The sequence below is a fragment of the Vibrio navarrensis genome (genome assembly GCF_015767675.1).
GTDB lineage: Bacteria > Pseudomonadota > Gammaproteobacteria > Enterobacterales > Vibrionaceae > Vibrio.
On record NZ_CP065217.1, the window covers coordinates 2,670,702 to 2,683,957 of the forward strand.

General features: G+C 46.8%; 8 protein-coding genes. 1 reads left to right on the top strand and 7 read right to left on the bottom strand.

The features are described from left to right. Positions 1 to 178: 178 nt before the first annotated feature. Positions 179 to 4,084, bottom strand: coding sequence for an adhesion domain-containing protein (locus I3X05_RS12695; protein WP_337970763.1), 3,906 nt, complete (start codon positions 4,082 to 4,084; stop codon positions 179 to 181). 346 nt (positions 4,085 to 4,430) lie between these two features. On the opposite strand from I3X05_RS12695, the gene I3X05_RS12700 reads away from it, so the two are divergent. After that, positions 4,431 to 6,041 carry an IS1634-like element ISSpu7 family transposase gene (locus I3X05_RS12700; RefSeq protein ID WP_337970596.1) on the top strand — a complete coding sequence of 537 codons (1,611 nt, stop codon included), beginning with the start codon at positions 4,431 to 4,433 and terminating at the stop codon, positions 6,039 to 6,041. Positions 6,042 to 6,220: 179 nt separating this feature from the next. Here I3X05_RS12700 and I3X05_RS12705 read toward each other — a convergent pair whose 3' ends face one another. From I3X05_RS12705 to I3X05_RS12730, 6 genes are all read right to left on the bottom strand, one after another. Further along, a complete protein-coding gene (locus I3X05_RS12705; protein ID WP_171816723.1) occupies positions 6,221 to 6,754 on the bottom strand; it encodes a fimbrial protein in 534 nt (177 codons plus the stop codon). A gap of 126 nt (positions 6,755 to 6,880) precedes the next feature. After that, positions 6,881 to 7,954 (bottom strand): hypothetical protein, encoded by a 1,074-nt coding sequence (locus tag I3X05_RS12710; RefSeq protein ID WP_337970764.1) that lies wholly within the window; start codon positions 7,952 to 7,954, stop codon positions 6,881 to 6,883. Next, positions 7,944 to 8,639 (bottom strand): fimbria/pilus periplasmic chaperone, encoded by a 696-nt coding sequence (locus I3X05_RS12715; RefSeq protein ID WP_052702542.1) that lies wholly within the window; start codon positions 8,637 to 8,639, stop codon positions 7,944 to 7,946. Before I3X05_RS12715 ends, I3X05_RS12710 begins: the two co-directional genes overlap by 11 nt. Then, a complete protein-coding gene (locus I3X05_RS12720; protein ID WP_045570269.1) occupies positions 8,632 to 11,094 on the bottom strand; it encodes a fimbria/pilus outer membrane usher protein in 2,463 nt (820 codons plus the stop codon). Before I3X05_RS12720 ends, I3X05_RS12715 begins: the two co-directional genes overlap by 8 nt. 77 nt (positions 11,095 to 11,171) lie before the next feature. Further along, positions 11,172 to 12,173: an OmpA family protein gene (locus I3X05_RS12725; RefSeq protein ID WP_052702543.1), complete on the bottom strand. Its 1,002-nt coding sequence runs from the start codon at positions 12,171 to 12,173 to the stop codon at positions 11,172 to 11,174. Between the two features lie 243 nt (positions 12,174 to 12,416). Beyond that, positions 12,417 to 12,977, bottom strand: coding sequence for a fimbrial protein (locus I3X05_RS12730; RefSeq protein ID WP_045570270.1), 561 nt, complete (start codon positions 12,975 to 12,977; stop codon positions 12,417 to 12,419). Positions 12,978 to 13,256 lie beyond the last annotated feature (279 nt).

Here is a 13,256-nt window from a genome sequence, read left to right on the forward strand (position 1 = left end):
GAAGAGCGGAAGAGAGGGTCCTAGGGAAGAGCAGGGACTAGGAAGAGAAGGTGCTAGGTGCTAGGAAAATAAGGGACGAGGAAGAGCACTTTTCCCTTGGATATTAAGTTGATCTTAAATATTAAGCATAAAAACGGCCCTCTCGGGCCGTTTTGCTCAGGTTAAACATCAAATCAGGTTAAACATCAGAAATGCACGAGGCGTAGAGCTTGGTCTGTGTCTCGGCGCCCTCATAAAAGCCGTAGCTGAGGAACACTCGATAGTAGTGACCAAATTCTAACCCGCCGGTGCTCGACCAGTAACCCACCTTGGTGGTTGGCCAGTGAAACTCGCTATTGAGCCGATCCGTTGGGTAGGCGTTATACAGTGCCACCAGCTCATCTTTACTTGCTAAGCGATAGCCACGTTGGCTGCACATCGCCTGCGCCTGAGATTGAGTAAAGCTCGCCCACGTTAGGCCCAGCTCACTGGTGGTTAAGCTGTAGCTCGCGCCCAACGCATCCGCTTGCGCTTTGGTCGGCGGGCTGTAGAACACGCCCACACCGGGTAAAGTGATCTGTGCCTGCGCTTCTCCGTGCACACTCACCATTTCCTCCAACGCTGGCCCTTGCACCTGCGCCTGGTTAGACGGCGTGACCGTTAAAGTGTAGTTGCCCACCTCATCTAAGCTGATGGCGGCAATGGCACCGCCGCTGGTGTCCCCCTGCTGGAGCAGCACTCCCGCCGAGGTTTTCCATTGGTAATGGACCTTCTCCCCCGGCGCGCCGAGGTTTTGCTGCCAAGTGTAACTGGCCGAAACAGTTTGCCCTGGCTGAATATCGCTGGCCGAGAGCGTTAAGCTGCTCAGGGTCGGCACGTTTTTCACCGTCGGGTCGCTGCCTTGTTGATATTCGTCCAAGTTACTCACGCCATCGCCGTCGGCATCCCCATCTGGGTTGTAATCTGCGTCTGCGCCATTGGGCGTGCCATCACTATCCAGATCTTCATTACCAAACGGGATCGGGCTATTGGCATCACGCGGGTCACTGCCATCGATGTACTCGACCTGGTTGTGAATTCCGTCGCCATCAAAATCGCCATTTGGCTGGTAATCCAGATCGGCGCCATTGACTATGCCATCACCATCGAGGTCTTGATCGCCCGCATAGAGCGGATCATTGCCATCGTTAGGATCAGAGCCCGCCCAATACTCCGCTTCGTTGCTCACGCCATCGTTGTCTTGATCGCCGCTGCGCTGGTAATCCTCATCACGGCCATTGACTATCCCATCGCCGTCGAGATCCTGATCGCCGGCATAGAGCGGATCGTTGCCATCGCTTGGGTTACTGCCCGAGCTGTACTCTGCGCCGTTACTCAGCCCGTCGCCATCGGCATCCGCATCATGCTGGTAATCGCCGTCGCTGCCGTTGGGCGTGCCATCACCGTCGAGATCTTGACTGCCCGCATACACTGGGCTGTTTGGGTTGGCCGGATCGCTACCACCACGGTACTCGCTTTCATTGCTCAGACCATCGCCATCATAATCGCCGTTTGGATTGTAATCTGAGTCAATGCCGTTGGGCTTTCCGTCACCATCGAGGTCCGCATCGCCAGCAAAAATCGGCGAATTGGCATCGAGTGGATCGCTGCCCGCGAGGTTTTCCTCGCCGTTGCTCAAGCCATCACCATCGGCATCCGCGTCTGGGTTGTAATCTGGGTCAATGCCATTGGGCACGCCATCGCCATCGTCGTCTTCACTGCCACCGAGCAGCGGATCATGCCCATCGGCCGGGTCGCTGCCTTGGCGGTATTCGCTTTCATTGCTCAGGCCATCTCCGTCAAAGTCGTCTTCACCGTGATAATCGCTGTCACTGCCGTTAGGGGTGCCATCGCTGTCCAAATCTTGATTGCCAGCATACACCGGGCTGTTGGCATCGGCCGGGTTGCTCCCTTGGCGGTATTCAGTTTCGTTGCTCAGGCCATCGCCATCAAAATCGCCATTGCTATCGTAATCTGCATCACTGCCGTTGGGCGTGCCGTCTTTATCCAAGTCGCGATCGCCGGCGTACACTGGGCTATTGGCATCGGCTGGGTTACTGCCCGCCGCGTACTCACTCTCATTACTTTGACCATCGCCATCGCTGTCGTGGCTTGGGGCGTAATCGGGGTCGACGCCGTTCACCACACCGTCACCGTCGTGATCTTTATCGCCAAAGCGCACCGGATCATCCGGGTTTGACGGGTTACTGCCTGCGCCATATTCCGCGCCGTTACTGCGGCCATCGCCATCTGCATCACCAGCGGAGTGATAATCTGGGTCGATACCGTTCACCAAGCCGTCGCCATCTAGGTCGCTTGCGCCCCCTTCCACCGGATCATTGGGGTTGAGCGGATCGCTGCCGGATTGATACTCCTCGCCATTACTGCGCCCATCACCGTCTTCATCCTCGCCTGGCTGGTAATCTTCATCCACCCCATTGGGCGTGCCGTCTTTATCGAGATCACCCGCGCCACCGCTCACCGGATCGTTCGGGTTGCTCGGGCTACTGCCCGCAGCATGCTCCTCACCGTTGCTTAAGCCATCGCCATCGGCATCACCGTCTGGGTGGTAGTCGCCGTCTGCGCCGTTGGGCGTGCCGTCGTTATCGTCGTCTTTGTCACCGCCTGCCATCGGATCGTTCGGGTCACGCGGATCAGAGCCTGCGCGATATTCCGCTTCGTTGGTTAAGCCATCGCCATCAAAATCGTCGCTACCGCGATAGCCAGCATCGCTGCCATTGACCACCCCGTTGTTATCCAAGTCTTGGTCACCCGCATACACCGGATCATTGGCATCGGTCGGCGAAGAGCCATCACGATACTCCACCCAGTTGCTCAGGCCATCGCTATCGGCATCGCCATCTGGGTCGTAGTCGCTATCAATTCCGTTGACTATACCGTCCGCGTCGAGGTCCTTATCCCCCGCTTTCACCGGCACGTTAGGGTTGGTTGGGTTGCTGGAAGCTTGATACTCTTCGCGGTTACTCCAACCGTCGCCATCGGCGTCCCCTTCTGGGTCGTAATCCTCATCAATACCGTTAGCAATGCCATCGCCGTCAAGGTCGCCACCGCCGCCGATCATCGGCGCATTCGGATCGTGCGGGTCACTGCCATTTTGGTGCTCCACGCCATTACTCAGCCCATCGCCATCGGCATCACCGTCTGGCGCATAGTCCGGATCTTTGCCATTTTTGATCCCATCCCCATCGAGATCGCCATTGCCGCCCAGCACCGGATCATTGGGGTTATGCGCATCAAAACCATTTTGTGCTTCTTCTTTATCGGTCCAGCCATCGCCGTCACTATCCACGTCTGGGTTGCTGTCCGGATCGCCGCCATCAGGCGTGCCATTCCCGTTCTGATCTTCATCGCCATCGGTTATCGGATCATCAGGGTTGAGCGGATCGCTGCCATTGCCGTACTCCTCGCCATTAGGAATGCCATCACCATCGGCGTCATCATCTGAGTCATAATCCTCGTCCGTGCCATTGGGCGTACCATCGCTATCTATGTCTTCTCCGCCACCGGGCAGTGGGTCATCCGGGTCAAGCGGGTCACTGCCGTTGGCATATTCATGACCATTGCCGAGTCCATCGCCATCGGTATCGTCTTGCGGGTGGTAATCCTCGTCCGCGCCATTAGGTGTGCCGTCGCCGTCAATGTCCTCGCCGCCGCCGGGTAGCGGGTCATCGGGGTCATTTGGGTTGCTGCCGTGCTCATACTCTTCGCGGTTGGTGAGGTCATCGCCATCACTATCCGCATCGGAGTTGTAATCGGGGTCGATGCCGTTGGGCGTGCCATCGCCGTCGTGGTCTTTATCGCCAAACGGCACGGGATCATTCGGGTCGTGTGGGTTGCCGCCGTGGTCGGTCTCTTCACCATTGCTGATGCCGTCGCCATCACTGTCACACGTGTAAGCGTAGGCAGAACAATGGCTATATGGCCCACTTGGTTGGCTCGGCATGCCGCCACCTTCACCGCCGCACGCCATCAATAGTAAGCTCATCATCAAAGGGGCCACTTTGGCCGCGCGCTGACGATGGGCATTGCGCTTTCGTTTATTCACAATCTATTTCCTAAAACTAATCTGTTTATCGATGATCTATTTTTTAATAAGACAAAAGCGACAGCGCTCGGTGGCATAAGTTGCCAAACCAAGCGGGAGTAATCACATCGCTTTTCAATGAAGTCAATTTTGATTGGCGCATTGTATCGATTTTGCGCATAAGGCTAATGGCTAAGAGGGAAAAAGCGGAAGCCAGTCAGTGTTTATTATTTTATCCGTCATTCCGCAGCTAATTCCAGAATTTAAATAGTGTGATCTGGCGATCAGTTTTTCATAAAAACCACGACACCATCTTGACCGCGATCGACAGTTTTGATCTATTACTGCTATTTGACGGTCTCAAAATATGTCTACCCATCCTGTTATTAAACGCTTAGATCACCTTGGTCTCATTGCCGCCTTTTGTCACGAAATTGGCCTGCCACGGATGATAGATGCCGTTATCCCAAAATATTCTGACCACAATGTTTCTCATGGTGACGCGGTATTGGCCATGCTCCTAAATGGACTTGGCTTTCATAGCAGAACACTGCACATGTTCTCGGACTTTTTTAAGACCAAGCCTGTGTCTAAGCTACTCGCCAAAGACATTGAAGCACACCACCTTACTGATGATGTACTAGGCCGCACCTTAGATGCTCTATACGAAGCCGATGTCTCAGCGCTCTATCAGGTTATTGCTGAGCGTGTTGTTGATAAACTGGGCTTGACGACGGATTCTGTTCATCTTGATATCACTAGCTTCCACGTTGATGGTGAGTATGCACAAGATGAAAACACCAACGTCATTAAGCTTGTAAGAGGCTACAGTCGGGATCATAGGCCAGAGCTTAACCAAGTGGTGCTTGAACTCATCTGTGAAAACCAAGCAGGTATTCCTGTTTACATGCAAGCACTGAGTGGCAACACCAATGATGCCAAGGCATTCGCTGAAGTCACTAAAAGACACATACATTGCCTAAAAGCCGCGCAAAATAGTCGTTACTTTATCGCTGATGCCGCCTTGTACACCGAAGAAAGCATCTCCTCGCTAGATGAGCAAAATCAAAAGTTCATTACCCGTGTACCCATGACCATCAAGCTCGCAAAACAAGCACTGTTTGCGCTAGAGCCAGAGCAATTAATCGCTATTGATGATGGCTACTCAGGATGTTGGATAGACTCGGATTACGGAAAGGTCAATCAACGTTGGTTGCTCGTTCACAGTGAACAGGCCACCAAGCGGGAAGAAATCACTTTCTTCAAGAACTTAGAGAAAAACATAGCAAAAGAAATCAAAGCGTTGGAAAAGCTAAGTAAAAAACCATTCGCTTGTGAAGTTGACGCAGAATTAGCGTTTAACGATTTCAAGAAACAATCTGACTTACTAGGGTTTGAACAAGGCACTCTCATCAAACTGCCGACTTACTCTCATTCGGGCCGCCCAAAGACAGATGAAGCACCGACAGGATACCAATACTTTATCGAAGCCGCTCCCTTCACCGACCTAGAAAAAGTAAAACTGGCTAAGCTCAAAGTAGGCATGTTTATCCTCGCGACAAATGACACCGACAATGAAGAACTCACCATGACGGCTCTTCTAGCACATTACAAATCGCAACAAAAAGTCGAGCGCGGCTTCCGCTTTCTAAAAAGCCCTGAATTTTTAACCTCTTCCATCTTCTTGAAAAAGCCTGAACGCATTGAAGCGTTGCTAATGATAATGACGTTGAGCTTGCTTGTTTACGCCAGTTTAGAACACAAAATCAGAGAGCAACTCGCACAAACCGAAGCGTTCTTCCCAAGTATGGTAAAGAACAAGACGACCTCCAGACCGACGGCACGTTGGGTCTTCTTGCAATTCGAAGGCATAGATACGTTAGAAATCAACGGCCAACGGTTCATCACTGGACTTCAAGAGCACCAAACACAACTACTCAAATTACTCGGTAGATTCTATGAGGTAGTTTATTCCTAAATTAGCTGCGGAATGTCGGCTTTATTAAACCTACATAGACAACACAAAATGCACAATAAAATATATTTTAAAAAATAATAATCAGAATAAAAATGATAAATTCCAGAATAATATTTATTATAAATTACTCAGGGTGATTAGATATACCCATCCAACAGCAACCCAAGGGGCATGTGCGTTTATTGATAGGCCGTGGTAAAAATCGCCGTCGCGCTCACTAAACCGAGTTTATCGGGTGCTTGTCCATCTCGATTGTAAAGCTGCGCAGAGAAGCCAACCAAGGTTGAGTTGGTATCCCCAGGGACAATAGTTTGTCGCACGGACGAAGCAAAAGGCAGAATAGACGCGCCACTTTCGGTTAATACCTCAACACCAATGTTGCTCGGGCCATTTGATGCAAGGTTAACAAGCACATTGGGGTTACCATCGGTATAGCCTGAGGCGCTGACATCAACTAAGTACGTCGAGAGCAAATCCATACACGCTTGCGGGTTGGCGGGGCCAATCTTAAATATCACCCGCTCCCCGACCGCTCCGATACGTTGCGCAACTTGATCGCTGTCTAACGTAGGTAACGACACTACCCCAGAGGGGAGAAGCACATTGTTGGCATCATAGACGCGGGCATCACAAGTCGGCGCGATAAATTGGCCGGAGAAATTGAGCGTCAATCGAGTGATATCCTCTATCGCAAACGCGAAGTTTGCTTTCAAGAGCAACATCAGCGCACAGGTTATGGTTCTTTTCTGCTGACTGAAAGCACAAGAAGGTGGGATCTTCCATCTATGAATGCGTTGTTTCACTGTATATAAGGTTGGCAAATCCATCATCGTGTCCCGTTAATTGTATTTAATCTCAAGTGTCACAGGAACACTGCGAAAACTGCCCACCGATGGATTCGGCTGCAACGCCCAATAGTTGACTTTGAAGTCGGCAGTCAGGCCAGTATAAGGTAACGTCTCCCCACTACTGATGTAAGCGTTATCAGCACGTTTCTTAATCACAAAACCCGCCGTCGAATTGGTTGAGGTGACCACTGGCGTACCCAAAGAGCTCACTTCACTATACGTAAAGGTGATTTCGGTGTGGCTAAAATCTGCGCAGTTCTCCCCAGGGGTTTGGCTTGGAACCACAGAAAACGTTTCGCCGCTATACAGCGTTTTCGGTGGCTCACCGATGGTGCTATAAGTTGAGATAGTATCTAAAGCAATGGTTCCATTGTTCACTACAGGCGTACCGTTTGCGTCTTGAATTTCGGCGGTGCACGCAGCGGCGAGGGGCTCGACAATCGCCGTCGACAGATTCGGAACCCACGCACTATTCGTGTTCAGCGAAGTATATTGTTCGCATTTACTGAAATCACTGCCACCTCGATCGGTCGGCATCAAACACAGATAGACCTTAGGATATTGAATCGGTGTAGTGTCGCCTGTCTTTGCGATTCGCACCAATTTAAGATAATTATCACATACATAGTAAGTATGTCCTTGGCCGGCAGGTAACCAAAGTCGGCCTGGAGCGCAAAACGCATTTCCTCCTTGACCTGTCCTTCCAAAAATAAAAGCGTAATCGTCATTGCCAGACTGTATGTAACCGTTATTTGTTGAACCCAATATATTATTGGCTCCATTACTGCTTGTACCGCCCCAGCATCCCCAGTAGCTGCCACTGGCAGGGTAATCTGTCTGGCCACTGGCAAAGGCAATCTCAACATTGGATGCTAATACATAGCTGTCATTAACATTGGGTAATAATTCTGGCGAAATACTGGGCAACGTATTATAAGGCTGCCCACCTAGGCGAAAACCTAAGGTGATACTGTAATCAGCCATACACACTGAACTAAAAAGATAAAAGTGAATACACAGGATATATTTTATATTCCCTCTAACAAATTCCAGTCTATTTTCCATTGACATTCACCTTATAATCCTTTTTACCACCAAAATCATCAATCATATTTATTGTCATTTCTTTGGGGCAATCTTTAACTTTACTTAGAATATTATTCGTCCCTGGCATAATTAAATGATAGTAAGCAACATTTTCTTTTCCTAATGAGTAATACAATGGAGAGAATAGGAATGGACTTTTATTCACGACTTGCAATACTCCTTGATTGCAGGTTGCCAATAGCTTTTCTTCTGCGCTATAGCGATTTCCTAACGCTTTCGGCCTGTATATCATTTTCACCTTGATTCTTTGCGCAAAAACAACTGAAGGCGCATCGACCTCTGATTTCGGTGGGATCTCTTGCACATTAAGCCAATATATGGATTCATGTTCTTGTGGCAGATTATCCGTAATACTCACGATATTTACGTTCGCTTTCCCCTTAGGGGCGATTTTTACCAAGGCAGGGCTAGCCGTGAAGTGACTTTCTCCGCTATAACCCGTTTTGCTATTGATATCAGTGAAAGGCTCTATCCAAATTTGTGCACCCATTGTTCGTTCACTTTTATTGGATATCGTGATCTCTTTTCGAGAAATTCCCTCTTCATAGATATATCTGGTGCCGTTTAATACCAACGCTGCGTAAGAAGGTACGCAGATCCACAGCAGGGACAGAGAAAATAAAGGCAAAATTCGTTTATTCACAATTAACTACTCCTAAATTGTGTACTTTCGATGTTTTACTTACTTGCTTAAAACTCACTTCATCGAGCTTTATATTGCATATTCGCTTGTCGTTAATCGTCAGTGCTAATATTTTTCTTTCCACACTTTGCACGCTTTCAGAAATCAACACACCGTGATCGACACTCACATAGGCAATTCGCCCACTCGGTGTTTTTACATAATCACCCAATTCAAGCAGCCTGCCACTTAGGCGAATTTTCATAAAGTAACTGGCGGTTTTCTCAGCATTAAATTGAACCAAAGCAAACGTGCCTTTGCCTTGAGTGAAAGTTTCTCTCGACGAAGCGACAGACACATCACCCGGTAATTGTGCAACATCAAGTTTGAGCTCTTTTTCCCGATAAGCGCTGCTATTGAGCATCAGGTAACCATTTTGATTGGTTTCAGTACCAAATTGTTCTACACCAGATAAATTGCCCAATTTAACCAGCGTTGGGTTCTCGCCACGGTTGGCCGAAGCAACAATGCCAGAGGGATTGCTATAACCCATACTGCCACCAACAGACATATAGAGATTGTCTTTAGACAGCGCCGCATAAAACTGGTTGTAATTGGTGTTGCCTTGCAATGCGAGAAAACTGTCTGATTCACCACTATGCCAATCGGTTTCGTTCGAGACAGTATAATTTACCGATTGGTTAATCATGCCACTGCCAGACGCACCCGAGAGATAATTCCCATCACTGTCTCTGGATAAATAAGCAGACAGCGACGTTAGGGAAAATAAATCACTTTTCGCTTGCAGCGGAATGCTAAAATTCAGCGTAATAGCAGGTTGGTATGAACCACGATGATCATTTCTAGTGGCCGATGCGGATAAATTATAAGTGATATCTTGTATGCCAAGGCGGCCAAAGAGTACCATGCTATAACTCTCTGCACTCCTCTCTGAGCGAATGCTATTGAGTCCGGGATGGTATTTATTGTAGTTGTAACTCAAACTAATACTGTCTAAATATTTATATTTACTTTGCAAATTGAGTGACAAATACGTTTTAGAATCATAACCGGTGTAGGTGTAATTTTTATTTTCTTGATAAGACTTATAATCAGTAAATGACATAAATTCATCATCTAAATACTGATAGTGATTGATGTTTAAATTGAGCCAGTTGTTGAATCTATTGCTGTATTTTATCGCATAGGCAAGATTATTCCTGCTTTCTTGAAAACTACTTTGAGCTAAACTCAATTCGACATCGCTACCATTCGGAGTCACCGTAGCCAGTCCAATTTCATTCGAGTAGTAGTTTTCGCCAATGACCGAAGTGAACGTTGGCGTCATGTAACCCATACCGTAGCCGAGATCTAAAAAGGCCACCGCATCTTCTATCGTGCCATTACTTCTTTTATATTTACCAAGAGAGAAATGGTAGTCGACTTCCCCACTAGGCAATAAAGCCGCTTGCGCTGGTATAGTAACCAGCTTGCTACTCTTTTTACCAGATTGTCCTTCTTCTACCACCTTTATCTCACCCGAACCGGGTGGAGTAATATCATCAAAACGATAGGGGCCCGCTTCGACGTAGCGCGTAGTTAATAGAATGTCGTTGTAATAAAACTTGATGGTTGAGTTTTCACTCACCACACCAGTAATAGGAATTAAAAATCGCTTACGTGATTCAGACCACATATCGGAATCGGTATTCATGCTCACACCACGAATAGGGAATCCCGAGGTTAACGTCCCCCCTTGGGTGTAGAGATCACCCGCTCTTAACTCAGACTGCAAGTCATAAAGCGGCACTGCGACATAAGCTTGGCTAATATTAAATCGATCACTCTCTGAGTCAGCATAATAGGCGTCAGCATAGAAACTGAAATCATTAACGTTAGCTTGAGCTTGTACATTTGCTGAAAGCGTATTACTGCGATCTTTATTGTAATCATTGTAATTTAATTCGTAGTTGAGCAACATTCCATCAATTAAATTGGCATGCACTCGCTCTTCTAAGCTTCTCTCTTTGTCCTTGAGGTATTTATCTGGAATAATATAATTTACACTCAGGTTTTGCGTGTTCATTTCCCATCGGGCATTGAGTAGCCGTTCAATTTCTCCACAATCAAATTCGTGGCGTTTTACCTTTGCTTTATCGTTCAGAGCAAGTTTATCACTAAAGAAAATATCAGAATTCTTACACAGCGTGGTAACACCTTGCTGCTCCTTTATCTCCACCATTACATTGTCGATGTAGGTGTTATTAACGTAAAAGTTAACACTATACTTACCCGGTAAAATAGCATTGGACTGAAAGTATTCGCTGATTTTTTCTTGGCTGTCCTTATTGTCGCCATCTTTAGTAAAAATAAAGCGACTATCAAAATCTTCTTCTGCACCTATAGCAGAATAACTACACAAACTACAGAGCGCAATCAGAATGAAAGCGAATTTAAAATCATCTTGATATTTCATCTCAATATACACCCTGAATACTTTTCATATCATGCAATGAATGCCATCAAACTTTGTCGTTATTTAAAACTTTGTCGTTATTTAAAATAAGTAAACTCTGGTATTACCATATCAACTCGACGGTTTTGCGCCCGTCCTTCAGCCGTGCTATTGGTTGCAATGGGGTGAGCCTCTCCTTCGCTGAGAATGGTCATTCGCTCTTTCTTTATCCCATGATTCAATAAGGCAGATTCAACACTGAGCGCTCTTTGCATGGACAACTGAAAATTATCCGTTTGTTTACCAACACTATCGGAAAAGCCAATAATAATAAGCGATGCCTCTTGATGCTGTGTAAGAATTGAGGCGATCTGTTCGATTACATTCAAACTATCTTGAGATAAAGTGGCACGTGCTGTTGGAAAAAAGACTCGTTGCAGAGCTTCAGAAAATAGGTGTTTACTCGGCGTGTTGAGTCTTTTTTCATTTTCGAACATCTCCTGTGCAAGGTTAACTTTTTCAGTATTAACATCTTGTTCAGTATTAACATCTTGCAGCGCTTTTTTGACCTGTTCGCCTTTTTCACCAGCGGAAGAAAATCGATAAGTGAGTTCTAACGCTAGGCTATTCACTATCCCATCTTGAACATCTCGATATCCGATATTAGGAAAGGTTAGATAACCCAAACCGAGTTTAATTTGATTGTCTAAATGATAATTAAAACCAAACCCACCCACAAAGGTATAATTTTCACTTGCTGCGTATTCGTAAATTGCGCCACCAAATTTGACATAGAATTCGATATTCTCTCCAACGGGTGCAGTCAACTTAGGCGTAATACTGTATATGGAAAGATTTGACTTTGCTAAATGTGTGCCGTCTTGAATTTCCACTTCACCCAAATAATCACTGCTGACCTCAATGGACCAATCATGATTTAGCTGATACCCAAGGCTGCTTCCCAAAAGATAACTTCGATCATTGCAAGCACTATCACATAAAAAATCGCTCCAAGCACCACCGGCCCGCCCTGAAATATACACTTCAGCAAATATACTAGGCGTCAATAGGCAGCTCACTAATAAAAGGACTTTTTTCATTTTTTATACTTCCTTTTTCTATTTCACTTGCCGATTAAATCAATGCACGTTATTTGCTGAACACTTTATTTACTGAGCACTGTGCCATAGGTTAACGGTTGAGCAGGCATCCATACCCAAATGGGCCTTAACGAGCCGCTGCTTGCGTCGATTACAAGTTGCCTACTTGCTTAGGCAAGTAGGCAAACTTGTTATTTGAGGCATGATTTAAAGCCCTGTCCCTGTGCCAACCAACGTTGCGAGTTAATTGTACGCAGTGGTAAATACCGCTGACGCACCAATCAGACCTTCAACTGGCGCAGTGGCATCGGTGTGATAAAGCGAACCGGTGAATTCAAGCAGCGTATCTTCCGGTGCGGCAACCGAGCCGACAATCGGCGTATCTAAGACTGGGGAACCGTTTGCGGCCAGCAGTTCAACCCCTATGTTAGATGGACCTGTGGTGTAAGAATTTTGCAGTACATTCGGCCCAACTTGCGATCCGGTCGCCACGATCTGATAGCCCGTCACCGCTCCGTTATTAAAACAGGCCGTCGGGTCGGCCGGGCCAATTTTAAACGTGACGCTATCGCCCACCGCGCCAATGGTTGTGCCGACATCACTGGATGTTATGGAAGGCAGAACAATCGTGCTGGAAGAAACCAAAATATCGTTTTCGTCATACACGCCAATATCGCAAGAGGCGGATGTAATAGAACTTTGGAACTTAACTTCAACACTGCCATCCACTGCAGCCTGAGCATAAATCGATGTAATCGCGCTCGCCGAAAATAAAATCAGAATTGATATTTTGTTTATATTCATACTACTAGTTCTCTAATTGTTAAATTAATATATAAAATTAATGACCTATCGATTAAACACCTAACTCTACTCACTAAACTTTTGATTTAAAACCTCCTAATTTCAATTATACAGAATAATAGTTCTGATATGGATTAAGATATAAATGTAGAATCCTATGTTTTTAATGTTACCTCAACAAATAAACCAATCAACAAATCAGAGTGTTTCATAATATTCACTTGCTTTGATTTATATATATCTTTCTTAACATTGAAAAGATATGAACTTAATTCCGCG